A 25,189-nucleotide genomic window follows, 5' to 3' on the forward strand; every position below is an offset into this window, starting at 1 on the left:
AATTGTCACAAATTCCGCAACACCGAGGCCGGTTTCTGGTTCAGCGCGAGCAGCGTTCCTGCCAGCCCCAATCCGACCGTGACGACCAGCGCGGCGACCACGACCAGCGCGGCGCTGCCGGCCTGCCAGATGAAACTCAGCGTCATCAGCCGCGTCACGATCAGCCAGGCCGCGATCGAGCCGGCTATCACCCCGAAAATCGCGGTTGCAAAACCGATCATCAGATACTCCAGCGCGTAAGCGCCGAGCAATCGCACCCGCGTGGCGCCGAGCGTCTTGAGGATCACGGCGTCATAGACGCGGTGGCGGTGTCCGGCGGCGAGCGCGCCGCCCAGCACCAGGATCGCCGAGATCAGCGTCACGGCGCTGGCGCCGCGGATCGCCAGCACCAGGTTGCTGACGACGCTGCCGATGGTCTCCAGCGCCTCGCGGAGCCGCACGCTGGTCACCATCGGGAATGCGTCGGCGACCTGCTTGATGATGCGCGCGTCGTCGTTAGCGCCTGCTTGGGTCGCGCTGGCGTGTTGTTCCGTCAGGGTCGCGACGTGGCTGTGCGGCGCGCCCCTGAAGGCGTTCGGCGAGAACACCAGCACGAAGTTGATGCCGAGGCCCTGCCAGTCGATGTTGCGCAGATTGGCGATCTTCGCCGGCACGTCGCGGCCGAGCACGTTGACCACGATCTCGTCGCCGATCTTCAGGGACAGGCCGTCGGCGATCTTCTTCTCCATCGAGACCAGCGGAGGTCCGCGGTAGTCCGGCCCCCACCATTCGCCCTCGACGATCTTCGAGCCCTTGGGAATTTCGCCGGTATAGGTCAGGCCGCGGTCGCTCTGCAGCACCCATTCCGAATCGACCGACGGCTTCAGCTGGTCGGCCTTGACGCCGCGCGCGGCGACGATGCGCCCGCGCAGCATCGGCACGTCCTCGACGGTCGAGCCGGGCGCGACCTGGGCCAGGAAGGCATTGAAGCGGTCGGCTTCGGTGGAGGGGATGTCGATGAAGAAGAACGACGGCGCCCGCTCCGGCAGCGCGGCCAGGAATTGCCGGCGCAGATTGCCGTCGATCTGGGTGATGGTGACTAGCACGGCGAGCCCAAGGCCGAGCGACAGCACGACCGACGGCGTCAGCGCGCCCGGCCGGTGGATGTTGGCGATGGCGAGCCGCAGCATGGTCATGCGGCTGCGCGGCAGCCGCCGCGCCACCGCCATCAGGATCTCGGCGATCCCGCGCAGCAGCAGGAACACCGCGATCGAGGCGACGACGAACACGGTGGCGACCCGCTTGTCATAGGCGAGCCCGATCGCGACGCCGATCAAGAGCGCGACCACCACGGCCATCAGCGCGAGATAGCTCCAGCGCGGGCGGTGCCATTCGCTGGCGACGGTCTCGCGGAACAGCGCCGCGACGGGCACGTCGTGGACCCGGCCGAGCGGCCACAGCCCGAACGCCAGCGCGGTGAGCTGGCCGTAGATGAAGGACAGCGCGAGCTCGTCGGGATGCAGGGCAGGGACCACCGGCAGCGGCAGCAGCTTGCCGAACAGGCCGACGATGACGAACGGCAGTGCGGCGCCGAGCACGAGGCCGATCACCGAGCCGATGCCCGCCAGCACCACCACCTGGGTGCAGTAGATCGTGAAGACGTCGCGGCCGGTGGCGCCGAGCGCCTTGAACGAGGCGATGACGTCGCGGCGCCGGTCGATGTGGCTCTTCACCGCGTTGGCGACGCCGACGCCGCCGACCAGCAGCGCAGCAAGGCCGACGAGGGTCAGGAACTGGGTGAAGCGGTTGATGGTGCGCTCGAGCTGCGGCGAGGCGTTGTTGCGGCTGCGGACCTCCCAGCCCGCCTCCGGCGCTGCGTTGCGCGCACCGTCGATCAACGCCGTGGTGGCGCGGTCGTCGTTGGCGCCGTCGGGCAGCTTCACCCGGTAGATCCAGCGCACCAGGCTGCCGGGCTGCAACAGGTCGGTGGCGCGCAGGCTGGCTTCACTGACCAGGAAGCGCGGGCCGAGGCCGACGCCGCCGGCAAGCTTGTCGGGCTCGGCCACGACCACGCTGCGGATCTGATAGGTCGCGCTGCCGATGGTGACGCGGTCGCCGAGCTTCAGGTCGAGCCGCGCCAGCAGTGTTGAATCGGCAGCCGCGCCAAAAACGCCGTCGCGCTCGGCGAGCAGATCGGCGACCGGCATGTTCGGCTCGAGCGTCAGCTCGCCGAGCATCGGATATCTGCCGTCGACCGCCTTGAGCTCGACCAGCGCCAGCTTGCCGTCGCCGCTGCGCGCCATCGCGCGCAGCGTTGCCGCAACCGAGACCTCGCCCCGCGTGCGCAGATAGGCGACCTCGTCGGGCTTGGCCTCGCGCGAGATTAGCGAGAACGCGACGTCGCCGCCGAGCAGCGTGCGGCCCTCGCGCGACAGGCCGTCGCCGAGAGATGCGGCGACCGAGCCGACGCCGGCAATCGCCATCACGCCGAGCGCGATGCAGGCGATGAACACGTAGAAGCCGCGCAGCCCGCCGCGCAGTTCACGCAGCGCGTAGCGAAAGGCAAGCGACGACGCGCGGCTCTGCCCCGCGACTTCGGACGCAAAGCTCATGGAGTTGATTGTCCGTCGATGCGGCCGGAGCGCAGCCGCACCACGCGGTCGCAGCGTTGCGCGAGCGCGAGGTCGTGCGTCACCAGCACCAGGGTCATGCCGCGCTCGGCGTGCTTGGTGAACAGCAGATCGACGATCTGCTTTCCCGTCGTCTCGTCGAGATTTCCGGTCGGCTCGTCGGCGACCAGGATCGCCGGATCGGGCGCGAGCGCGCGTGCGATCGCGACGCGTTGCTGCTCGCCGCCGGACAGCTGCGTCGGATAGTGATGCAGCCGTTCGCCGAGCCCGACCGATTGCAGCTCCTGCGCGGCGCGCGCGGCGGCATCGGGATTGCCGGCGAGTTCGAGCGGCACCGCGACGTTCTCCAGCGCCGTCATGGTCGGGATCAGATGGAACGACTGGAAGACGATGCCGACCTGGCGGCCGCGAAAGCGCGCCAGCGCATCTTCGTCGAGGGCATTGAACGAGGTGCCGTCGACGACCACCTCTCCACTGTCAGGACGTTCAAGACCCGCCATCACCATCAGCAAGGTCGACTTGCCCGAGCCCGACGGGCCGATCAGGCCGATGGCCTCACCCGCTGCCACACGAAGGCTGATATCTTTGAGGATATGAACCCGTGCCGCGCCGGTGCCGAGCGAGAGATTGACGTTCCTGACGGCAATGGTGTCCGGCTCGACGTCGGTCAGTGAAGAGGATTCGATGAGACTGTCCATGGTTCGGTCATATGGCACTTCCGCCGCTGCGGTCGAGGCCCGGTTGCGAATCTTCGTGCACATACTTGTGTTGCTTATGGGCTTGATGACGGCGGCCAGCGCGCAGACGCCTGATCAGGGGAAAGCTTCCGCGAAACCGATCAAAATGGTGGTTCTGGGCGATTCCCTGAGCGCCGGTTACGGCCTTCCGGCCGAGGCGGCATTTCCGGTCCGGCTGCAAAAAGCCTTGGAAGCCAAGGGGATAAAGGTCGATATGACCAATGCCGGGGTGTCCGGCGATACCGCCTCGGGCGCCGCGAGCGGCTCGACTGGTCGGTGGCCGATGGAACCGATGTCGTGATCGTCGAGCTCGGTGCCAACGACGCCCTGCGCGGCATCGATCCCGCGGTGACGCGCAAGGCGCTCTCGGACATCATCACAAAGTTGCAGGCGCGCAAGATCGCGGTGCTCTTGTGCGGCATGCTCGCGCCACCGAACTATGGCAGTGAGTATGCGGCGAAGTTCAACGCGATCTATCCGGATCTGGCGAAATCCTTCGGCGTGCCGCTCTATCCGTTCTTCCTCGATGGCGTTGCTGCTAATCCGAAGATCAATCAGGCCGACGGCATGCATCCGACGGCGGAAGGTGTGGACATCGTCGTGAAGAATATCCTGCCCACAGTGGAGGCATTTCTCGGCGCATTATCAGGGCAACGCAGCTGAAACACAGGCAGTGCGGCGCGTTGCGTCCGTAGGTTTACGAGCTGTTAACGCCTCGTGCTTCGCAGAGTCACATATCTCGGGTACAAATAGGCGTCGGTGATTCGTCGCCGGGCTTGTTACAGGGTGCGGGCTCCCAAAACCCGCGCCAAGCATCGAGGATTATAGCGATGCCGCGTCTGTTCACTGGTCTGGAAATTCCGGCCGATATCGGCCAAACCCTCTCCAGCTTGCGTGGTGGCCTTCCCGGCGCACGCTGGATCGATCCCGAAAATTATCACGTCACCCTGCGCTTCATCGGCGATATCGACGGCCTCTGGGCCAACGAGATCGCGACGATGCTGTTTCGGGTGAACCGCAAACCGTTCGAGGTCAAATTGCAGGGCCTGTCGAGCTTCGGCGGACGCAAGCCGCGTGCGGTGGTTGCCGCCGTCGAGCCGAGCCGGCCGTTGATCGAACTGCAGGCCGAGCTCGAGCGGATGATGCAGCGGATGGGGCTCGATCCCGAGGGCAGGAAATTCACGCCACATGTCACGCTCGCGCGTCTGCATGATGCGTCGAGCCAGGACGTCGCGGATTATCTGTCCGTGCGCGGCTATTTTCCGAGCCGCACCTTCACGGCGGATCGCTTCGTGCTGTTCTCGTCGCGCGCGTCGACAGGCGGCGGTCCCTACGTGGTCGAGGATTCCTACGAGCTCTGCGCGTAGGGTTTCCGGGGATCGCGTCCAAAGGCGCCCGGCAAGGCCGTGCGGTCGGCTGTGGCATGCAAGAGTTCGCGCTTGCATACCCCGTTGGCACAATTCACGGCTTGCAATTTGCCGCGCAGTAGGGCCGTAAGGTGGGCTCATGCTGTCCACCTCGCCGAGTTCCTTTCTCGAACACTACAACGCCCTGGTCGCCTCCGGTGCGATCGAGGCCGATCCCGCACAGGCCGCCGCCGCCGAAGCGTTCGGCGCGCTGGAGGAGCGGCTCGCGAGCTACAAGCCGCAGCGCAAGCAGGGCCTGTTCGGGCGGCTGTTCGGCGGCGACAAGGACGACAAGCCGCCGCGCGGCCTCTATGTCCATGGCGAGGTCGGCCGCGGCAAGACCATGCTGATGGATCTGTTCTTCCAGCAGAGCCCGGTCGAGCACAAGCGCCGCGCGCATTTCCACGAATTCATGGCCGAGGCGCATGAGCGCATCTACGGTTATCGCCAGCAGATCGCGCGCGGCGACATCGCCGACGGCGACGTGATCGCGCTCACCGCGCAGGCGATCTTCGACGAAGCCTGGCTGCTCTGCTTCGACGAATTCCACGTCACCGACATCGCCGATGCGATGATCCTCGGACGGCTGTTCGCAAAGCTGTTCGATCTCGGCACCGTCGTGGTCGCGACCTCGAACGTTGCGCCTGAGGATCTCTACAAGGGCGGCCTCAATCGTGCGCTGTTCCTGCCGTTCATCGCGCAGATCTCAGACCACATGGACGTGCTGCGGCTCGATGCGCGCACCGACTTCCGGCTGGAGAAATTGTTCGGCGTCAAGATGTGGCTGGTGCCGGCGGATGCAGCGGCCGATGCCGAGCTCGATGCGGCCTGGCGCAAGATGACCGGCAACGCGCCGTGCAAGTCGCGCGACATCGCGATCAAGGGGCGCGTGCTGCACGTGCCGTGCTCCTCGCATGGCGTCGCGCGCTTCAGCTTTGCCGAACTCTGCGAGAAGCCGCTTGCCGCGTCGGACTATCTGAGGCTCGCGCACGACTACCACACGATCCTGGTCGACCACATTCCGGTGATGGACTACGCCGAGCGCAATGCCGCCAAGCGCTTCATCTCGCTGATCGACACGCTGTATGACAATGCCGTGAAGCTGATGGCCTCGGCCGAGGCCGATCCGGTGTCGCTGTACCTTGCGGACGAAGGCGTTGAGGCGATGGAGTTCAAGCGCACGTCCTCGCGCCTGATCGAGATGAGCTCGGAATCCTATCTGGCGCTGCCGCACGGCCGGAAGGACTCCTCGGCCAGCGGCTCCTCGACCGGCCTGGTCGAGACCTGAACTCCAGGCTTGAAATTCGGTCTTGAAGTTCGGTCTTGCGGGTGGCCCGGTTCGGCGCAACTTTTCGTGTCTCCGGGTGGATGTTGCTGGCATGCCTGACCGAATTGCAGGCACGGCCTGCAATCGGGCAGGCCCTGACTTGAATGGATCATTCGAAAGGGATAACCACCCTTGCAACCGACTTCCCTCTCCCTCCTGCACCAGTTCAAAGGACTGATTTCCCATGGCACGCGACAAGATTGCACTGATTGGCTCCGGACAGATCGGCGGAACGCTGGCGCACCTCGTTGGCCTCAAGGAGCTCGGAGACGTCGTGCTGTTCGACATCGCCGAGGGCGTGCCGCAGGGCAAGGCGCTCGACATCGCACAGTCGTCGCCGGTCGACGGCTTCGACTCCAATCTGGTCGGCGCCAATTCCTATGAAGCGCTCGACGGCGCCAAGGTCTGCATCGTCACCGCGGGCGTGCCGCGCAAGCCCGGCATGAGCCGCGACGATCTGTTGTCGATCAACCTCAAGGTCATGGAGCAGGTCGGCGCCGGCATCAAGAAGTACGCCCCCGACGCCTTCGTCATCTGCATCACCAATCCGCTCGATGCGATGGTGTGGGCGCTGCAGAAGGCCTCCGGCCTGCCGCACAAGAAGGTGGTCGGCATGGCCGGCGTGCTCGACTCCGCGCGCTTCCGCTATTTCCTGGCCGACGAATTCAACGTCTCGGTCGAAGACGTCACCGCCTTCGTGCTCGGCGGCCATGGCGACACCATGGTGCCGCTGACCCGCTACTCGACCGTTGCCGGCATTCCGCTGCCCGACCTCGTCAAGATGGGCTGGACCTCGCAGGCGCGCATCGACGAGATCGTCGATCGCACCCGCAACGGCGGCGCCGAGATCGTCAACCTGCTCAAGACCGGCTCGGCGTTCTACGCGCCGGCCGCGTCGGCGATCGCGATGGCCGAGAGCTATCTGAAGGACAAGAAGCGCGTGCTGCCCTGCGCCGCCTATCTCAACGGCGAGTACGGCGTGAAGGACATGTATGTCGGCGTGCCCACGGTGATCGGCTCCAAGGGTGTCGAGCGCGTGGTCGAGATCGAGCTGGCCGGCAAGGACCGCGAGGCGTTCGACAAGTCGGTCGGCGCGGTGCAGGGCCTGGTCGATGCTTGCAAGAAGATCGCGCCCGATCTGCTCGGCAAGTAATCTCAATCGGCAATGACCCGATAGGCGATATCAATCGCCTGTCGGGTGCAAGATGATGAAATTCTGGCGGATTTTGTAGTTGCGTGAGCCTTGGTATATGGTATGCCAGCGTCAGGGCTGACGAGAAGTTCGCCGTACGAGGGTTTGGGAGCGTCGTTCCATGAATATCCATGAATACCAGGCCAAGGCACTCCTGCATGAATTCGGCGTGCCGATCTCGCGCGGCGTCGCGGTGCTGAAGCCGGAAGAAGCCGATGCGGCGGCCAAGCAGCTCCCGGGTCCGATCTGGGTGGTGAAGAGCCAGATCCATGCCGGCGGCCGCGGCAAGGGCAAGTTCAAGGAAGCCTCCGCCGGCGACAAGGGCGGCGTCCGCATCGCCAAGTCGGTCGCCGAGGTCGACGAGTTCGCGAAGCAGATGCTCGGCGCGACGCTGGTCACGGTGCAGACCGGCCCGCACGGCAAGCAGGTCAACCGCCTCTACATCGAGGAAGGCTCCGACATCGACAAGGAGTTCTACCTCTCGCTCCTGGTCAATCGCGAGACCTCGGAAATCTCCTTCGTGGTGTCGACCGAAGGCGGCGTGAATATCGAGGACGTCGCGCATTCGACCCCGGAGAAGATCGTCTCCTTCTCGGTCGATCCCGCCACCGGCATCATGCCGCATCACGGCCGTACCGTCGCCAAGGCGCTGAAGCTGACCGGCGATCTCGCCAAGCAGGCCGAGAAGCTGACCGGCCAGCTCTACACGGCGTTCGCCGCCAAGGACATGGCGATGCTCGAGATCAACCCGCTGGTCGTCACCAAGCAGGGCCAGCTCCGCGTGCTCGACGCCAAGGTGTCGTTCGACAGCAACGCGCTCTACCGTCACCCTGACGTGGTCGCGCTGCGCGACGAGACCGAGGAAGACGCCAAGGAGATCGAGGCGTCGAAATACGATCTCAACTATGTCGCGCTCGACGGCACGATCGGCTGCATGGTCAACGGCGCCGGCCTCGCCATGGCGACGATGGACATCATCAAGTTGTACGGCATGGAGCCGGCGAACTTCCTCGATGTCGGCGGCGGCGCCAGCGTCGAGAAGGTCGCGGCCGCGTTCAAGATCATCACTGCCGATCCGAACGTGAAGGGCATCCTGGTCAACATCTTCGGTGGCATCATGAAGTGCGACGTGATCGCCGAGGGCGTGGTCGCCGCGGTGAAGCAGGTCGGCCTCAAGGTGCCGCTGGTGGTGCGCCTCGAAGGCACCAATGTCGAGCAGGGCAAGAAGATCATCCGCGACAGCGGTCTCAACGTTCTGCCCGCCGACAATCTCGATGACGCCGCACAGAAGATCGTGAAAGCCGTCAAGGGAGGCTAACGATGGCCGATCATCTCGACGCTCCGACCCCGCTGGACGAACACCGCAAGCTCGCGGCTTTCGCGGGCGAGTGGAACGGCGAAGAGATGGTCTTTCCGTCGCGCTGGACCGGCGGCGGTCCAGCCACCTCGCATGTCGTTGCGCGCATCGCGCTCAATGGCTTCTATCTGATCCAGGACAGTGTGCAGACCCGCGACGGCAAGGAAAGCTTCGCCACCCACGGCGTCTTCACCTACGACCGCGACGATCGGGCCTACAAATTGTTCTGGCACGATTCGCTCGGTTACTACCCGCCGTCGCCGGCCTCCGGCGGCTGGGCGGGCAAGTCGCTGATCCTGGTGCGCGGCTCGCTGCGCGGCAATGCCCGTCACGTCTACGAGGTCGTCGACGACAACACCTACAACATGAAGATCCAGTTCTCGCCTGACGCGGAAGGGTGGGCCGACGTGCTCACCGGCGTGTACCGGCGTATCCACTAAACCCTTCGTCTCGCGAAAGCATCTCGAACCATGTCCATTCTGATCGACAAGAACACCAAGGTCATCTGCCAGGCTTCACCGGCAAGAACGGCACGTTCCATTCGGAAGCGGCGATCGCTTACGGCACCAAGATGGTCGGCGGCGTGGCGCCGGGCAAAGGCGGCTCGACCCATCTCAACCTGCCGGTGTTCGACACTGTCGCCGAGGCGCGCGAGAAGACCGGCGCCGACGCCAGCGTGGTCTATGTCCCGCCGCCGGGCGCGGCGGATGCGATCTGCGAGGCGATCGATGCGGAGATCCCGCTGATCGTCTGCATCACCGAGGGCATTCCGGTCCTCGACATGGTGCGCGTCAAGCGCTCGCTGTCCGGTTCGAAGTCGCGGCTGATCGGGCCGAACTGCCCCGGCGTGATGACCGCCGGCGAATGCAAGATCGGCATCATGCCGGCGAACATCTTCAAGCCCGGCTCGGTCGGCATCGTCTCCCGCTCCGGCACCCTGACCTATGAAGCGGTGTTCCAGACCACCCAGGAAGGCCTCGGCCAGACCACCGCGGTCGGCATCGGTGGCGACCCGGTCAAGGGCACCGAGTTCATCGATATGCTCGAGATGTTCCTAGCCGACGAGAAGACCAAGTCGATCGTCATGATCGGCGAGATCGGCGGATCGGCCGAGGAAGATGCGGCCCAGTTCCTCAAGGACGAGGCCAAGCGCGGCCGCAAGAAGCCGATGGTCGGCTTCATCGCCGGTGTCACCGCACCTCCCGGCCGCCGCATGGGTCATGCCGGCGCGATCATCTCCGGCGGCAAGGGCGATGCCGGTTCCAAGACTGCGGCGATGGAAGGTGCCGGCATCAAGGTGTCGCCGTCCCCGGCACGGCTCGGGCACACGCTTGCCGAGATGTTGAAGTAATTGTCGGCCGAGTTCCCTTTGGGGCTATGGCGGTGTTTCCGGGCGGGTTCCGCCCCGGAAACACCGCCATTTTGTTTCGTTACCGCCCAATGGGCGGATCAATAAGTATTGAAAATATATTCATTTCTTGGTTCTTTTAGGCAGGAATATCCGACCTAGATAGGATAAAGGATATCCATCCAGCCGGCGCTCTTCCCAGACCGGCACTTGCGCCGTCTCCTACGCGCGAACCGAAAAAATCACCAGGACTGCCCCATGTCTCGCCAAGACGCGAACGCCGCTTTTGCACTCTCCTCATTCCTGCAGGGCACCAACGCCGCCTATATCGACGACCTCTACGCCCGCTACGAGCAGGACCCGTCGTCGGTCGACGCCGAGTGGCAGGATTTCTTCAAGAGCCTGAAGGACGCCCCGGCCGACGTCCAGAAGAACGCCGAGGGCGCCTCCTGGGGGCGCGCCAACTGGCCGGTGACACCGCGCGACGAGCTGACCTCGGCGCTCGACGGCAACTGGGCCCAGGTCGAGAAGGCGGTCGGCAGCAAGCTGGCGGCCAAGGCGCAGGCCAAGGGCGCCGAACTGTCCGACGCCGACGTCCACCAGGCCACCCGCGATTCGGTTCGCGCGCTGATGCTGATCCGCGCCTACCGGATGCGCGGCCATTTCCACGCCAAGCTCGATCCGCTCGGCATCGAGGCGCCGCGCGACCGCGAGGAACTCGATCCGCGCTCCTACGGCTTCACCGAGGCCGACTTCGACCGCAAGATCTTCCTGGACCACGTGCTCGGCCTCGAATACGGCACGCTGCGCGAGATCGTGCAGATCTGCGAACGCACCTACTGCCAGACGCTCGGCGTCGAGTTCATGCACATCTCCAACGCTGCGCAGAAGGCGTGGATCCAGGAACGCATCGAAGGTCCGGACAAGGAGATCAGCTTCACGCCGGAAGGCCGCCGCGCGATCCTCAACAAGCTGATCGAGGCCGACGGCTTCGAGAAATTCTGCGACACCAAGTTCACCGGCACCAAGCGCTTCGGCCTCGACGGCGGCGAATCGCTGATCCCGGCACTCGAGCAGATCATCAAGCGCGGCGGCAATCTCGGCGTGAAGGAGATCGTGGTCGGCATGCCGCATCGCGGCCGCCTCAACGTGCTGACCCAGGTGATGGGCAAGCCGCATCGCGCGCTGTTCCATGAATTCAAGGGCGGTTCGGCCAACCCCGACTCGGTCGAGGGCTCCGGGGACGTCAAGTATCACCTCGGTGCGTCCTCGGACCGCGAGTTCGACGGCAACAACATCCATCTGTCGCTGACCGCAAACCCGTCGCATCTCGAGATCGTCGATCCCGTCGTGATGGGCAAGGTGCGCGCCAAGCAGGATCAGCACGGCGATCCGCCGGACATGCGCATCTCGGTGCTGCCGCTCCTGATGCACGGCGACGCGGCCTTCGCGGGCCAGGGCGTGGTGGCGGAATGCTTCAGCCTGTCCGACCTGAAGGGCTATCGCACCGGCGGCTCGCTGCACTTCATCGTCAACAACCAGATCGGCTTCACCACCTATCCGCGGTACTCGCGCTCGTCGCCCTATCCGTCCGACGTCGCGAAGATGATCGACGCGCCGATCTTCCACGTGAACGGCGACGATCCCGAGGCTGTGGTGTTCGCGGCCAAGGTCGCGATCGAGTTCCGGCAGAAATTCCACAAGCCGGTCGTCATCGACATGTTCTGCTACCGGCGTCACGGCCACAACGAGGGCGACGAGCCGGCGTTCACCCAGCCGGTGATGTACAAGCGCATCGCCTCGCACCCGACCACGCTGGAGATCTACGCCAAGCGGCTGGTCGCCGAAGGCGTGCTCACGGAGGGCGAGGTCGAGAAGGCCAAGGCCGACTGGCGCGCGCGCCTCGATGCCGAGTTCGAGGCCGGCGCCGGCTACAAGCCGAACAAGGCCGACTGGCTCGACGGCAAGTGGGCGGGCTTCAAGATCGCCGATCAGGAAGAGGATGCCCGCCGCGGCGTCACCGGCGTCGATGTCGCGGTGCTCAAGGATATCGGTCGCAAGATCACCAAGGTGCCGGACGGTTTCCGCGTCCACCGCACCATCCAGCGCTTCCTCGACAATCGCGCCAAGGCGATCGACAGCGGGATCGGGATCGACTGGGCGACCGGCGAGGCGCTGGCATTCTGCACGCTGCTGCAGGAAGGTCATCACGTGCGTCTGTCCGGCCAGGATTCCGAGCGCGGCACCTTCTCGCAGCGCCATTCGGTGCTGATCGACCAGGAGGACGAGAGCCGCTACACGCCGTTCAACCATCTCGGCGGCGAAGACACCGGCCACTACGAGGTCATCAACTCGCTGCTGTCGGAAGAGGCGGTGCTCGGCTTCGAGTACGGCTACTCGCTGGCCGAGCCGAATGCGCTGGCGCTCTGGGAAGCCCAGTTCGGCGACTTCGCCAACGGCGCCCAGGTGGTGTTCGACCAGTTCATCTCCTCGGGCGAACGCAAATGGCTGCGCATGTCGGGCCTCGTCTGCCTGCTGCCGCACGGCTATGAAGGGCAGGGACCGGAGCATTCCTCCGCGCGCCTCGAGCGCTATCTGCAGATGTGCGCCGAGGACAACATGCAGGTGGTCAATCCGACCACCCCGGCGAACTACTTCCACGTGCTGCGGCGCCAGCTGCATCGCGAGATCCGCAAGCCGCTGATCCTGATGACGCCGAAGTCGCTGCTGCGCCACAAACGCGCGGTGTCGCGGCTCGACGAGCTCGGCAAGAACGCGACGTTCCACCGCATCCTGTACGATGACGCGCAGATGCTGCCGGACGAGAAGATCAAGTTGCTGCCGGACGACAAGATCCGTCGCGTCGTGCTGTGCTCCGGCAAGGTCTATTACGACCTGTACGAGGAGCGCGAGAAGCGCGGCATCGACGACATCTACCTGATGCGCATCGAGCAGCTCTATCCGGTGCCGCTGAAGGCGCTGGTGCAGGAGTTCGGCCGCTTCAAGAATGCCGAGATGGTCTGGTGCCAGGAAGAGCCCCGTAACATGGGCTCCTGGCACTTCATCGAGCCCTATCTGGAGTGGGTGCTGAACCAGACCAACGCAGCCAACAAGCGTCCGCGCTATGCCGGCCGTCCGGCATCGGCGGCGACCGCCACCGGGTTGATGTCGAAACATCTCGCGCAGCTCAAGGCGCTGCTCGACGACGCACTGAACTAGCAATCTTCACTGAAGCCATGCCCCGCCTTGCGCGGGGCATCCGGTATCCCGCGTCATTCAGCGAAATGGCTGTCGTCACGGAATACCGGGTCGTCCGCTTTGGCGGATAATGGCCGGAAAAATTTTTCGACCGCAAGGTTATCGAGGAAAAGACCATGACTGAAATTCGCGTTCCAACGCTCGGCGAATCCGTAACCGAGGCCACGATCGGCCGCTGGTTCAAGAAAGCTGGTGAGGCCGTTGCGGTGGACGAGCCATTGGTGGAGCTGGAAACCGACAAGGTCACCATCGAGGTGCCCGCGCCGGTCGCCGGCACGCTCGGCGAGATCATCGCCAAGGACGGCGAGACCGTCGCCGTCGGCGCGCTGCTCGGCCAGATCAATGACGGCGCCGTCGCCGCCAAGCCCGCTGCCGCGGCCGCCGCTCCCGCCAAGGCCGCAGCGCCGGCGCCTGCCGCCGCTCCCGCAGCGGCCCCGGCTGCCCCCAAGGTGCCGCCGGCGGATGCGCCGCTCGCGCTCGGTGCGCAAGCTGTCCGCCGAAAGCGGCGTCGACGCTCGACCGTTCCGGGCTCGGGCAAGGACGGCCGCGTCACCAAGGGCGACATGCTGGCCGCGATCGAGAAGGCCGCCTCGGCGCCGACCCCGGTCAACCAGCCGGCCGCCGCGGTGCAGGTCCGTGCGCCGTCGCCGGCGGACGACGCCGCGCGCGAGGAGCGGGTGAAGATGACCCGGCTGCGCCAGACCATCGCGCGCCGCCTCAAGGACGTGCAGAACACCGCCGCGATGCTGACCACCTTCAACGAGGTCGACATGACCGAGGTGATGAAGCTGCGCGCGCTCTACAAGGATACTTTCGAGAAGAAGCACGGCTCGAAGCTCGGCTTCATGGGCTTCTTCACCAAGGCGGTCGTGCAAGGCTTGAAGGACATCCCGGCCGTCAACGCCGAGATCGACGGCTCCGACCTGATCTACAAGAACTACTACCATATCGGCGTTGCGGTCGGCACCGACCGCGGCCTGGTGGTGCCCGTGGTGCGAGACTGCGATCACAAGTCGATTGCCGAGATCGAGAAGGGAATCGCCGACTTCGGCCGCCGCGCCCGCGACGGCCAGCTCAAGATCGACGAGATGCAGGGCGGCACCTTTACCATCACCAATGGCGGCATCTACGGCTCGCTGATGTCGACGCCGATCCTCAACGCGCCGCAGTCCGGCATCCTCGGCATGCACAAGATCCAGGAGCGGCCGATGGTGGTCGGCGGCAAGATCGAAGTGCGGCCGATGATGTATCTGGCGCTGTCCTACGATCACCGCGTCATCGACGGCAAGGAAGCGGTCACCTTCCTGGTGCGCGTCAAGGAGAGCCTGGAGGATCCGGCCCGCCTGGTGCTGGACCTCTGAGGTCATAATCGCGCGCGGCGTCCGATCGGATCGGGCGCCGCGATTCGTTGGGTGCTTATCTTTGGGGATCAATGTGACGGACAAGGTCGTTGTCATCACCGGCGGTAGCCGCGGCATCGGCCGCGCCACCGCGCTTGCTGCTGCCGCGCGCGGCTATCGTGTTGTCGTCGCTACGCCACGAACCAGGCTGCGGCCAATGAGGTCGTCGCCGCGATCGAGGCCAGCAACGGCAAGGCGATCGCGGTGAAATGCGACGTCGGCAGCGAACAGGACATCCTTGCCCTGTTCAAGGCCGCCGATGGCTTCGGCACGCTCGGTGCGCTGGTCAACAATGCCGGCATCGTCGGCAAGAGCGGTGTGCGCGTCGACGAGATGTCGGCCGAGCGCATCCAGCAGATGATGGCGGTCAACGTCACCGGCAGCATCCTGTGCGCGCGCGAGGCGGTGAAGCGGATGTCGACCAAGCACGGCGGCAAGGGCGGCGTCATCGTCAACCTGTCCTCCGTCGCGGCGAAGCTCGGCGCGCCCAACACCTATGTCGATTACGCTGCCTCCAAGGGTGCGATCGATTCCTTCACGGTCGGCCTCGGCTACGAGGTCGCGGGCGAAGGCATCCGCGTCGCCGGCATCCGGCCCGGGCTGATCGACACCGACATCCATGCCGCCGGCGGCGAGCCCGATCGCGCGCACCGGCTCGCCCATATGGTGCCGATGAAGCGCGTCGGTACCGCGGATGAGATCGCCAACGCCATCGTCTGGCTGATCTCGGACGAGGCGTCCTACGTCACCAGCGCGATCCTCGACGTGTCGGGCGGTCGCTAGGATCCGATCAAGCAGCGGGACGCGTCTTCCCGATCGGATCGCGTCCCCCAACTGTCACAGAGTTTAGCTACAGGACCTCAATCATGGCTTCTTACGATCTCGTCGTCATCGGCACCGGCCCCGGCGGTTACGTCTGCGCGATTCGCGCGGCGCAGCTCGGCATGAAGGTCGCCGTCGTCGAGAAGAATGCGACGCTGGGCGGCACCTGCCTCAATGTCGGCTGCATGCCGTCGAAGGCGCTGCTGCACGCCTCCGAGATGTTCGAGGAGGCCGGGCACTCCTTCGCCAAGATGGGCGTCAGCGTCCCGGCGCCGAAGCTCGATCTGCCGGCGATGATGAACTTCAAGCAGCAGGGCATCGACGGCAACGTCAAGGGCGTCGAGTTCCTGATGAAGAAGAACAAGATCGACGTGCTCAAGGGCACCGGCAAGATCCTCGGTGCCGGCAAGGTCGAGGTCTCCGGAGACGGCAAGTCCGAGACCGTCGAGACCAAGAACATCGTGATCGCGACCGGCTCGGACATCGCGCGGCTGAAGGGCATCGAGATCGACGAGAAGCGCATCGTGTCGTCGACCGGCGCGCTGTCGCTGGACAAGGTCCCCGGCAGCCTGCTGATCGTCGGCGCCGGCGTGATCGGCCTCGAGCTCGGTTCGGTCTGGCATCGTCTCGGCGCCAAGGTCACCGTGGTGGAATTCCTCGACCGCATCCTGCCCGGCATGGACGGTGAGGTGGCGAAGCAATTCCAGCGCATCCTCGAAAAGCAGGGCTTTGCCTTCAAGCTCGGCGCCAAGGTCACCTCGGTCGACACCTCGGGCAAGACGCTGCAGGCCAAGGTCGAGCCGGCCGCCGGCGGCGCCGCCGAGACCATCGAGGCCGACGTGGTGCTCGTCTGCATCGGCCGCGTGCCCTACACCGAGGGCCTAGGGCTGAAGGAAGCCGGCGTTGCGCTCGACAATCGCGGCCGTGTCGAGATCGATTCGCACTTCTCGACCAATGTGAAGGGCATCTACGCGATCGGCGACGTCGTGGCCGGGCCGATGCTGGCGCACAAGGCGGAGGACGAGGGCGTTGCCTGCGCCGAAATCATCGCGGGCCAGGCCGGCCACGTGAACTACGACGTCATTCCAGGTGTTGTGTATACCACGCCGGAAGTGTCGTCGGTCGGCAAGACCGAGGAAGACCTCAAGCAGGCCGGCGTCGCTTATACCGTCGGCAAATTCCCGTTCACCGCGAACGGCCGCTCCAAGGTCAATCAGACCACCGACGGCTTCGTGAAGGTTCTCGCAGATGCGAAGACCGACCGGGTGCTCGGCGTCCACATTGTCGGCATCGAAGCCGGCGAAATGATCCACGAAGCCTGCGTTCTGATGGAATTCGGCGGTTCGGCCGAGGATCTGGCGCGTACCTGCCACGCCCATCCGACCCGCTCCGAGGCGATCAAGGAAGCCGCGCTTGCGGTAGGCAAACGCGCCATCCATATGTGATGATCGAACGTCCGGCGTGAGCCGGTTGAGATCATAGCGATGTTGCGCCGACTGCTTCAGCCGTTCTGGGTCCTGCTTGCGATCATCTTCCTGATCGAGGCTTGGCTGTGGGACCATCTCGAGCCGATCGTGGCCCGGGTGGTGGCGTGGATTCCGCTGCGGGCGCTCAAGCAATGGCTGGCCGACCGGGTCGATTCGCTGTCGCCGGCGATGACGCTGATCGTCTTCGTCGTGCCGTTGATCCCGCTGTTTCCGCTCAAGCTGGTCGGCCTCTGGCTGCTGGCGAACCAATATTGGTTCAGCGCAGTCTCGCTGATCCTGTTCGCCAAATTCCTCGGCGTCGGCGTCACGGCCTTCCTGTTCGACGTGACGCGGTCGAAGCTTTTGGAGATGCCCTGGTTCGAGGCGCTCTATAATTACGTGATGACGCTACGGGCCAAGGCCAACGCGCTGGTCGACCCGATCAAGCGGCGCATCCGCGAGATGATCGCTGGCGACGGGGAGGGCTGGACCGCCCGCACGCTGCGCCTGATCGCGCGCTTCCGCAAAAGCGTGCATCAGACCAGCAAGGTGCTTTAATCGGGGCTGTTTATTCCGCCATTGCGAGGAGCGATAGCGACGAAGCAATCCATGCTTCCGCGTATGCTGATGGATGGATTACTTCGCTTCGCTCGCAATGACGGGATTAGTGTGGCGCCCGCCAGCTCTCTCAATGCAGATGCAGCAGATGCGGCTGGAACAGGCCGAGCAGCGTCATCGCGACGCCGGCAAGCGTCACCAGGCCGGACACCCAGGCCAGCGCGGCGATGCCGGTGATGATGGTCGCGGACGCCAGCACGATGGCGATCTGGAAGGCCGCGGAAGCAAGCTCGAAGTGATGGTATTTCGCGGTCGCCTCGTCGCGCTCATGCTCGGCGTGCTTGGCGCGTTCGGAGAGTTGCTCCGAGCCCTCGCCGGTCTCCGGCTCCGAGCGATAGCGCGCCGCGGTCTTCTGCCAGTCGTCGATCTGCTTCTGCAGCGCGGCCTTGGCCGCCTCGTCGGTGGTGGTCGCGAGGTTCAGCTTGCCCTGTTCGGCCGCGGTCTGCACCGCGGTGCGGCGGATGCTCTTGGCCTGGAAGAAGGCCCAGAGGTTCGAGGCCTCGACATTCTTGCTGATCGATTCGGTCTGGGCGCCCTTGCCCAGGGTTTCCGACAGCGCCAGGCACAGCGCGATCACGGCGATCAGGAGCGCGATCTTCTTGTTCTCGCCCGACGCATGCTCGGCATGCTCCGCGTGCTCCATACTTTCATGTGCGCTCATGATTCCCCTCCGATGAGACTGTGCCACGATTGCCGAATGCGGTGCACAAGGCAAGGGGCGCCAGTTTGTGGTTAGCCGTATGAAGATGAACGCAGCATGACGCGCGCCGAATCCGGTGTCTGTTCTGGACCCGGGTCTGCCGTTCAGCCGCGCGGGTGCGCGGAGCGATAGACTTCGAGCAGGCGCTCGCTATCGATGCCGGTATAGATCTGCGTGGTCGACAGCGAGGCGTGGCCGAGCAATTCCTGGATCGCGCGCAGGTCGCCGCCTCGGCTCAGCAGATGGGTCGCGAAGGAGTGCCGCAACGCGTGCGGCGTTGCGCTGTCCGGCAGGCCGAGCGCGCCGCGCAGCCGCTCCATGGTGAGCTGGATGATGCGCGGGCTCAGCGGACCGCCGCGCGCGCGACGAACATCGGTCCAGTGGGGCTGAGCTGGTGCGGGCAGATCGCCGCATAGTCCGCGATCAATTGCAGCACGTTTTGCAGCACCGGCACCATGCGGGTCTTGTTGCCCTTGCCGGTCACGACCAGCACGTCGCCTTCGCCCGGCTTCGGCACGTCGCGCCGCTTCAGGCCGAGCGCCTCGGAGATGCGCAGGCCCGAGCCGTAGAGCAGCGCCATCACGGCGGCGTCGCGCACCAGGATCCAGGTCTCGCGTTCCTCGCCGGCACGCTCGTCTGCGTCGGCGAAGCGCTTCGCTGCTTCCATGTGGATCGGCTTCGGCAGGCTCTTCGCAACCTTGGGCGCGCGGATCGCCGAAAGGGCGCCGACCTTGCCCTTGCCTTCGCGTTCCAGGAAGCGTCCGAACGAGCGCAGGCCCGCCAGCGCCCGCATCAGCGATCGCCCGCCGATCTCGTCCGCGCGGCGCATCGCCATGAAGGCTCTGACATCGCTCGCTTCAAGTGCGGAGAAGGCCGCAAGCGTCACGCGCGCGCCCCAGTGTTCGGCGAGGAAGGCCAGGCATTGCCGCACGTCGCGGGCGTAGGCCTCGAGCGTCTTCGGCGACAACCGCCGCTCCGCGCGCAGATGCGACAGCCAGCGCGTCATCTCCTGCGTGACCGACGCGTCGGCGCAGTCGAGCTCGAGCGGTTGCATGGGCTGATCGATCCGGGCCATCTGGTAAGGGCTATTGGCGCTGCGATTCTCCTGATTATATCGCACTGCCTTCGTTTACCGATCGCTAAGACCGTATGGCGGTGACAGAGCGTTTTCGAGCCAAGTGGAGGCCGGTTTGCGTGAAGAAAACGCGTCAAAACAAGAAGCTGGAGATTTGGTTCTGATTCATTCAGAACCAAATCTCTAGCCCGGTGCAAAGTTCGGACTCCAAAGCTCTGGTTTAATGGACCACACCACACGCCCCAGCTCAGCCGCCGCGTCGACGACACGAGTCGTCGACGTGCTGGTGCCTGTCGCGCTGAACCAGACCTATTCCTACCGCGTGCCGCGCGGCATGGAGCTTGCGCCCGGCGACGTGATCTCTGTTCCGCTCGGGCCGCGCGAGGTTGTCGCGGTGGTGTGGGCCGAGAATGCCAAGCCGGATCCGCGGCTGCACAACCGGCTCAAGGACGTTAGCGAGAAGCTCGATGTTCCGCCGCTCAGGGCGGAGCTGCGCCAGCTGGTCGACTGGGTCTCCACCTACACGCTGTCGGCGCGCGGCATGGTGCTTCGGATGACGCTGCGGATGGGCGAAAACCTCGGGCCGGAGCGGACGCGGCTCGGCGTCCGACTGGTCGGCGAGCCGCCGCGGCGGCTGACGCCGGCGCGCCAGCGGCTGATCGAGGTGCTGTCGGACCGCCTGCTGCACGGCAAGTCGGAGGCGGCACGCGAGGCCGGGGTCAGCTCGGGCGTGGTTGACGGCCTGGTCGACGAGGGCACGCTGACGGTCGAGGCGATGCCGCCGCCGGCGCCGCCACCCATCCCCGATCCCTCCTATGCGCAGCCGGATTTCTCGCGCGAGCAGCGCAGCGCGGTCGACGTGATGCGGACGCTGGCGGCGAGCGGCAGCTTTCATGTCGCACTGCTCGACGGCGTCACCGGTTCGGGCAAGACCGAGGTCTATTTCGAGGCGATCGCCGAGAATATCCGCCGCGGCAAGCAGACGCTGATCCTGATGCCGGAGATCGCGCTGACCGGCCAGTTCCTCGACCGCTTCGCGCAGCGCTTCGGCGTAAGGCCGCTGGAATGGCATTCCGAGCTGACGCCGCGCACCCGGGCGCGCAACTGGGCGGCGATATCGGAGGGCAAGGCACCGGTCGTGGTCGGCGCCCGCTCGGCGCTGTTCCTGCCCTATGCCGATCTCGGCCTGATCATCGTCGATGAGGAGCACGACCAGGCCTACAAGCAGGACGACGGCGCGCATTACCACGCGCGCGACATGGCGGTGGTCCGCGCCCATATCGCAAAGATCCCGATCGTGCTGGCGTCGGCGACGCCATCGGTCGAGAGCGAGGTCAATGCGCGCAAGGGGCGCTACCAGCGCGTCGCGCTGCCGTCGCGGTTCGGCGGCCAGCACATGCCGCATATCGAGGCGATCGACATGCGGCGCGCGCCGCCGCCGCGCGGGCGGTTCATCTCGCCCGTGCTGGCCGAACAGATTCGCCACGCGATCGAGCGCCGCGAGCAGGCGCTGCTGTTCCTCAACCGCCGCGGCTATGCGCCGCTGACGCTCTGCCGCGGCTGCGGCCACCGCTTCGCCTGCACGATCTGCGATGCCTGGCTGGTGGATCACAGATTCCGGCAGCGGCTGGTCTGTCATCATTGCGGCTTCTCGATGCCGCGCCCGAACATCTGTCCGCATTGCGCAGCCGAGGAATCGCTGGTCGCGGTCGGCCCCGGCGTCGAGCGTCTGCAGGAGGAGGCGGCAAGCATCTTCCCCGAGGCCCGCACCATGGTGCTGTCGAGCGACCTCATCACCTCGATCGAGACCATGCGCAGCGAGCTCAACGAGATCGCCGAGGGGCGCGTCGATATCATCATCGGCACGCAACTGGTGGCGAAGGGGCACAATTTCCCGCGGCTCAATCTGGTCGGCGTCATCGACGCCGATCTCGGCCTGAGCAACGGCGATCCGCGCGCCGCCGAGCGCACGTTCCAGCTGTTGAACCAGGTGGTCGGGCGCGCCGGCCGCGAGCAGGGCCGCGGCGTCGGCTATCTGCAGACCCACCAGCCCGAGCATCCGGTCATCAAGGCCCTGATCGCGAACGACCGCGAAGCGTTCTACGCCAGCGAGATCGAGATCCGCGAACGCACCGGCTATCCGCCGTTCGGCCGGCTGGCGAGCCTGATCGTCTCCGCCGGCGATCGCCCGACCGCGGAAGGCTTTGCCCGCAAGCTCGCCGCGGTCGCGCCGCTCGATGAGCGGATCCAGGTGCTCGGTCCCGCCGAGGCGCCGCTGGCCGTGATCAAGGGCCGCTACCGTTTCCGCCTGCTGGTGAAGTCGCTGCGCAATGTCGACCTGTCGCAATATCTGCGCGAATGGCTCGAAGCCGGCCCCAAGACCAAGGGCAATCTGAAGCTCGAGGTCGACGTCGATCCGCAGAGCTTCCTGTGAGGGTGCCTGCCAAGAAAAAGCCTGCCGTCATTCGCGACGGCAGGCCTTTTGGCGCGAAGCAGGCCTCGCGGCCGTTACGCAACGCAACGCTTACTGAACACGTTGGAGCATGATCCGGAAAAGTGCGAAGCGGTTTTCCGAAAAGATCATGCTCAAACGAAGAGCTTTAGGACACGACCTCGGCGGTGACACGGCCGACGCCGGCGCCGGTCAGGCCGATGGCGCGGCTGCGCCGGTCGAGAGGTCAAGCACGCGGCCGCGGACGAACGGGCCGCGATCGTTGATGGTGACGACGACGCTGCGGCCGCCATGGGTGACGCGGAGCTTGGTGCCGAACGGCAGCGAGCGATGGGCCGCGGTCATGGCGTTCTGGTTGAAGCGCTGGCCGGAAGCGGTGCGGCTGCCCGATTCATTGCCGTAGAAGGAGGCCATCCCCGAGAACGTGTGGCCGCCCGACGGCTGGATCGATGCATTGGCGTCGCGCCAGGAAGAGCCTTCGGCGCGGGCGTGGTGATGATGGTGGTGGCGATGATGGTGGTGCCTGGACTTCGCGGACGCCTCCGTCACGCTGCCCCCGACCAGGATAGTTGCGGCGACAAACGCAAGCGCCGTACGCGAGCGGGTTACGTTGCCCGCCGCCTTCTTGATATTCGACATTGATTAAGACCCTCAGACAGTATTGCCGCTAACGCGGCAAGTGGAACCCCCGTCCCTTCGTTGACCAAGGCCGTTTGATTTCGCAATGAGGCACGAATTGGGCAGTAAATCCCGATTGTCTCGGGCTGAAATATCTTGTTACCGCTTTGGGGTATTCAATCGAGGTTCCGTAACCTTGGTCGTTAACTGATTTTTAATGATCTGAATACTTGCGAATACTGATTATCGGCCTGGTTGTAAGGTTTCGGTAAGTAATCGCGAAATGAAGCGGCGGGCCGCTTCGGGTTCCCTGCGCGTCAGCCATAGGCCCATGCAAATTCCTATGGAACAAAATCGGGAGATGCGAATCGGAGCCGGCCGCGCCGGATTTCCGCGCGCCGAATTTCTCCGATTCGAGTACCGGCCGCGGTCGCGAAAAACCGCATGCGACAAGGCGGCTCGCACGATGCCGTCATGTTGCACCTGCGCGATTGCTATGTTAGCAAAGCCGCGATTTTAACGGTCCCGGCATGTCCTGTGCCGGTCGAAAATCGAAGTCCCGCTTGAATTCCAAGGGCTTGGATCGCTAGGCGCTGCTTTGGTGGCGACGGTTTTTCCCTTGCGAATTTGACAGCAAAAAAGAGCGAGCTCGTGGCTGCTGAAGATCCGTCCGTTTCGGGAGTTTCCGGTCGTTATGCAACGGCCCTGTTCGAGTTGGCGCGCGACGAGAATTCCGTCGATCAAGTCCGGGCCGACCTCGACAAATTCGAAGCCATGCTCAACGACAGCGCTGATCTGAAGCGCCTCGTTCGTAGCCCGGTGTTTGCCGCCGACGCCCAGCTGAAGGCGATGACCGCGGTGCTCGACAAGGCTGGCATCGCCGGCACGTCGGCAAAATTCCTCAAGGTGCTCACCGCCAATCGCCGGCTGTTTGCCGTCGCCGATGTGATCCGCGCCTATCGCGCGCTGGTGGCGAAGTTCAAGGGCGAGGCGACTGCGGAAGTCACCGTCGCCGAGCAGCTCAGTGACAAGAATCTCGACGCCCTGAAGACCGCACTGAAGTCAGTGACGGGCAAGGACGTCGCGCTCAACGTGAAGGTCGATCCCTCCATTATTGGTGGCCTGGTGGTCAAGCTCGGCAGCCGGATGGTGGATAGTTCGCTTCGCACCAAACTCAATTCGATCAAGAACGCGATGAAAGAGGCAGGCTGATGGACATCCGCGCCGCAGAAATTTCTGCGATCCTCAAGGACCAGATCAAGAATTTCGGCCAGGAAGCCGAGGTCACCGAAGTTGGCCAGGTGCTGTCGGTCGGTGACGGTATCGCCCGCGTCTACGGTCTCGACAACGTTCAGGCCGGTGAAATGGTCGAGTTCGAGAACGGCACGCGTGGCATGGCGCTGAATCTCGAAACCGACAACGTCGGTATCGTGATCTTCGGCGCCGACCGTGAGATCAAGGAGGGCCAGACCGTCAAGCGCACCCGCGCGATCGTGGACGCGCCCGTCGGCAAGGGCCTGCTCGGCCGCGTCGTTGACGCGCTCGGCAACCCGATCGACGGCAAGGGCCCGATCCATGCCGACAAGCGCATGCGCGTCGACGTCAAGGCGCCCGGCATCATTCCGCGCAAGTCGGTCAACGAGCCGATGGCCACCGGCCTGAAGGCAATCGACGCGCTGATCCCGATCGGCCGCGGCCAGCGCGAGCTGATCATCGGTGACCGTCAGACCGGCAAGACCGCGATCGCGCTCGACACCATCCTGAACCAGAAGCCGCTCAACGCCCAGCCGGACGAGAGCCAGAAGCTGTACTGCGTCTACGTCGCGGTCGGTCAGAAGCGCTCCACGGTTGCGCAGTTCGTCAAGGTGCTCGAAGAGCAGGGCGCGCTGGAATACTCGATCGTCGTCGCGGCGACCGCGTCCGATCCGGCTCCGATGCAGTACATCGCGCCGTTCACCGGCTGCACGATGGGCGAATACTTCCGCGACAACGGCATGCACGCCGTGATCATCTATGACGACCTCTCCAAGCAGGCCGTCGCCTACCGCCAGATGTCGCTGCTGCTGCGCCGCCCGCCGGGCCGCGAAGCCTATCCGGGCGACGTGTTCTACCTGCACTCCCGCCTGCTCGAGCGCGCCGCGAAGCTGGGCAAGGACCATGGGTTGGGCTCGCTGACGGCGCTGCCGGTCATCGAAACCCAGGCCAACGACGTGTCGGCCTACATCCCGACCAACGTGATTTCGATCACCGACGGTCAGATATTCCTGGAAACCGACCTGTTTTTCCAGGGCATCCGTCCTGCGGTGAACGTCGGTCTGTCGGTGTCGCGCGTCGGCTCCTCGGCGCAGACCAAGGCCACCAAGAAGGTCGCCGGCAAGATCAAGGGCGAGCTCGCGCAGTACCGCGAAATGGCGGCGTTCGCGCAGTTCGGCTCCGACCTCGACGCGTCCACGCAGCGCCTGCTCAACCGCGGTGCGCGCCTGACCGAGCTCCTGAAGCAGCCGCAGTTCTCGCCGCTGAAGATGGAAGAGCAGGTCTGCGTGATCTGGGCCGGCACCAACGGCTATCTCGACGCGCTGCCGCTCAACAAGGTGAAGGCGTTCGAGGATGGCCTGCTGTCGCTGCTGCGCGGCAAGCATGTCGACATCCTCAACGCGATCCGCGACAGCCGTGACCTGTCCGACGACAGCGCCGCCAAGCTGAAGGCGGCGGTCGACGGCTTCGCCAAGACGTTTGCATAACGAATGGGGCGTCGCCCGGCTCGCTGCCGGGCGTGACGAACGGAGGCTTGCGATCTGACCATT

General features: G+C 65.0%; 16 protein-coding genes and 4 pseudogenes. 15 read left to right on the forward strand and 5 right to left on the reverse strand.

Annotated elements, in window-relative coordinates; all coding sequences use genetic code 11:
• Positions 1 to 5 precede the first annotated feature (5 nt).
• Positions 6 to 2,591: an ABC transporter permease gene (locus ALC15_RS30200; protein WP_050630443.1), complete on the reverse strand. Its 2,586-nt coding sequence runs from the start codon at positions 2,589 to 2,591 to the stop codon at positions 6 to 8.
• Complete coding sequence (locus ALC15_RS30205) at positions 2,588 to 3,307, reverse strand: ABC transporter ATP-binding protein (protein ID WP_050630497.1); 720 nt, start codon at positions 3,305 to 3,307, stop codon at positions 2,588 to 2,590. Before ALC15_RS30205 ends, ALC15_RS30200 begins: the two co-directional genes overlap by 4 nt.
• A gap of 201 nt (positions 3,308 to 3,508) precedes the next feature.
• Here ALC15_RS30205 and ALC15_RS30210 point away from each other — a divergent pair, with 201 nt between their 5' ends.
• From ALC15_RS30210 to ALC15_RS30265, 12 genes and pseudogenes are all read left to right on the forward strand, one after another.
• On the forward strand, positions 3,509 to 4,009 hold the full coding sequence (locus ALC15_RS30210) for an arylesterase (protein ID WP_347336335.1): 501 nt from the start codon (positions 3,509 to 3,511) through the stop codon (positions 4,007 to 4,009).
• Positions 4,010 to 4,176: 167 nt separating this feature from the next.
• Positions 4,177 to 4,713, forward strand: coding sequence for an RNA 2',3'-cyclic phosphodiesterase (gene thpR / locus ALC15_RS30215; RefSeq protein ID WP_050630444.1), 537 nt, complete (start codon positions 4,177 to 4,179; stop codon positions 4,711 to 4,713).
• Between the two features lie 139 nt (positions 4,714 to 4,852).
• Positions 4,853 to 6,040 (forward strand): cell division protein ZapE, encoded by a 1,188-nt coding sequence (gene zapE, locus ALC15_RS30220; RefSeq protein ID WP_050630445.1) that lies wholly within the window; start codon positions 4,853 to 4,855, stop codon positions 6,038 to 6,040.
• A gap of 223 nt (positions 6,041 to 6,263) precedes the next feature.
• Positions 6,264 to 7,232 (forward strand): malate dehydrogenase, encoded by a 969-nt coding sequence (gene mdh, locus ALC15_RS30225; RefSeq protein WP_021078790.1) that lies wholly within the window; start codon positions 6,264 to 6,266, stop codon positions 7,230 to 7,232.
• Between the two features lie 160 nt (positions 7,233 to 7,392).
• Complete coding sequence (gene sucC / locus ALC15_RS30230) at positions 7,393 to 8,589, forward strand: ADP-forming succinate--CoA ligase subunit beta (protein WP_050630446.1); 1,197 nt, start codon at positions 7,393 to 7,395, stop codon at positions 8,587 to 8,589.
• A 2-nt stretch (positions 8,590 to 8,591) separates the two neighbouring features.
• Positions 8,592 to 9,068, forward strand: coding sequence for a DUF1579 family protein (locus ALC15_RS30235; RefSeq protein ID WP_050630447.1), 477 nt, complete (start codon positions 8,592 to 8,594; stop codon positions 9,066 to 9,068).
• Between the two features lie 30 nt (positions 9,069 to 9,098).
• Positions 9,099 to 9,979 (forward strand): annotated as a pseudogene (gene sucD / locus ALC15_RS30240) (succinate--CoA ligase subunit alpha).
• A 255-nt stretch (positions 9,980 to 10,234) separates the two neighbouring features.
• Positions 10,235 to 13,195 (forward strand): 2-oxoglutarate dehydrogenase E1 component, encoded by a 2,961-nt coding sequence (locus ALC15_RS30245; protein WP_050630448.1) that lies wholly within the window; start codon positions 10,235 to 10,237, stop codon positions 13,193 to 13,195.
• Between the two features lie 155 nt (positions 13,196 to 13,350).
• The gene (gene odhB, locus ALC15_RS30250; protein WP_244486328.1) at positions 13,351 to 14,595 is read left to right on the forward strand and encodes a 2-oxoglutarate dehydrogenase complex dihydrolipoyllysine-residue succinyltransferase; all 1,245 of its coding nucleotides are present in this window, start codon (positions 13,351 to 13,353) and stop codon (positions 14,593 to 14,595) included.
• A gap of 73 nt (positions 14,596 to 14,668) precedes the next feature.
• Positions 14,669 to 15,417, forward strand: a pseudogene (locus ALC15_RS30255) (SDR family oxidoreductase).
• Between the two features lie 83 nt (positions 15,418 to 15,500).
• Positions 15,501 to 16,901 carry a dihydrolipoyl dehydrogenase gene (gene lpdA / locus ALC15_RS30260; protein ID WP_050630449.1) on the forward strand — a complete coding sequence of 467 codons (1,401 nt, stop codon included), beginning with the start codon at positions 15,501 to 15,503 and terminating at the stop codon, positions 16,899 to 16,901.
• A 39-nt stretch (positions 16,902 to 16,940) separates the two neighbouring features.
• Positions 16,941 to 17,480 (forward strand): hypothetical protein, encoded by a 540-nt coding sequence (locus tag ALC15_RS30265; RefSeq protein ID WP_050630450.1) that lies wholly within the window; start codon positions 16,941 to 16,943, stop codon positions 17,478 to 17,480.
• Positions 17,481 to 17,610: 130 nt separating this feature from the next.
• On the opposite strand, the gene ALC15_RS30270 is transcribed toward ALC15_RS30265, so the two are convergent.
• Positions 17,611 to 18,201 (reverse strand): DUF4337 domain-containing protein, encoded by a 591-nt coding sequence (locus ALC15_RS30270; RefSeq protein ID WP_050630451.1) that lies wholly within the window; start codon positions 18,199 to 18,201, stop codon positions 17,611 to 17,613.
• A gap of 143 nt (positions 18,202 to 18,344) precedes the next feature.
• Positions 18,345 to 19,294 (reverse strand): annotated as a pseudogene (locus ALC15_RS30275) (tyrosine recombinase XerC).
• A gap of 244 nt (positions 19,295 to 19,538) precedes the next feature.
• Here ALC15_RS30275 and ALC15_RS30280 point away from each other — a divergent pair.
• On the forward strand, positions 19,539 to 21,749 hold the full coding sequence (locus ALC15_RS30280) for a primosomal protein N' (RefSeq protein WP_050630452.1): 2,211 nt from the start codon (positions 19,539 to 19,541) through the stop codon (positions 21,747 to 21,749).
• A gap of 166 nt (positions 21,750 to 21,915) precedes the next feature.
• Here ALC15_RS30280 and ALC15_RS30285 read toward each other — a convergent pair.
• Positions 21,916 to 22,406: pseudogene (locus tag ALC15_RS30285) on the reverse strand (septal ring lytic transglycosylase RlpA family protein).
• Between the two features lie 630 nt (positions 22,407 to 23,036).
• Here ALC15_RS30285 and ALC15_RS30290 point away from each other — a divergent pair.
• On the forward strand, positions 23,037 to 23,597 hold the full coding sequence (locus ALC15_RS30290) for a F0F1 ATP synthase subunit delta (protein WP_050630453.1): 561 nt from the start codon (positions 23,037 to 23,039) through the stop codon (positions 23,595 to 23,597).
• On the forward strand, positions 23,597 to 25,126 hold the full coding sequence (atpA, locus tag ALC15_RS30295; RefSeq protein ID WP_050630454.1) for a F0F1 ATP synthase subunit alpha: 1,530 nt from the start codon (positions 23,597 to 23,599) through the stop codon (positions 25,124 to 25,126). The genes ALC15_RS30290 and atpA overlap by 1 nt, the downstream gene beginning before the upstream one ends.
• Positions 25,127 to 25,189: the final 63 nt, after the last annotated feature.

The organism is Bradyrhizobium viridifuturi (assembly GCF_001238275.1).
GTDB classification, from domain to species: domain Bacteria; phylum Pseudomonadota; class Alphaproteobacteria; order Rhizobiales; family Xanthobacteraceae; genus Bradyrhizobium; species Bradyrhizobium viridifuturi.

Coding starts and splice junctions, on each gene's coding strand:
- ALC15_RS30235 (WP_050630447.1), top strand. CDS start 8,592: ATGGCCGATCATCTCGACGCTCCGACCCCGCTGGACGAACACCGCAAG.
- ALC15_RS30245 (WP_050630448.1), top strand. CDS start 10,235: ATGTCTCGCCAAGACGCGAACGCCGCTTTTGCACTCTCCTCATTCCTG.
- sucC (WP_050630446.1), top strand. CDS start 7,393: ATGAATATCCATGAATACCAGGCCAAGGCACTCCTGCATGAATTCGGC.
- atpA (WP_050630454.1), top strand. CDS start 23,597: ATGGACATCCGCGCCGCAGAAATTTCTGCGATCCTCAAGGACCAGATC.
- ALC15_RS30270 (WP_050630451.1), bottom strand. CDS start 18,201: ATGAGCGCACATGAAAGTATGGAGCACGCGGAGCATGCCGAGCATGCG.
- ALC15_RS30265 (WP_050630450.1), top strand. CDS start 16,941: ATGTTGCGCCGACTGCTTCAGCCGTTCTGGGTCCTGCTTGCGATCATC.
- ALC15_RS30205 (WP_050630497.1), bottom strand. CDS start 3,307: ATGGACAGTCTCATCGAATCCTCTTCACTGACCGACGTCGAGCCGGAC.
- lpdA (WP_050630449.1), top strand. CDS start 15,501: ATGGCTTCTTACGATCTCGTCGTCATCGGCACCGGCCCCGGCGGTTAC.
- zapE (WP_050630445.1), top strand. CDS start 4,853: ATGCTGTCCACCTCGCCGAGTTCCTTTCTCGAACACTACAACGCCCTG.
- thpR (WP_050630444.1), top strand. CDS start 4,177: ATGCCGCGTCTGTTCACTGGTCTGGAAATTCCGGCCGATATCGGCCAA.
- ALC15_RS30200 (WP_050630443.1), bottom strand. CDS start 2,591: ATGAGCTTTGCGTCCGAAGTCGCGGGGCAGAGCCGCGCGTCGTCGCTT.
- mdh (WP_021078790.1), top strand. CDS start 6,264: ATGGCACGCGACAAGATTGCACTGATTGGCTCCGGACAGATCGGCGGA.
- ALC15_RS30280 (WP_050630452.1), top strand. CDS start 19,539: ATGGACCACACCACACGCCCCAGCTCAGCCGCCGCGTCGACGACACGA.
- odhB (WP_244486328.1), top strand. CDS start 13,351: ATGACTGAAATTCGCGTTCCAACGCTCGGCGAATCCGTAACCGAGGCC.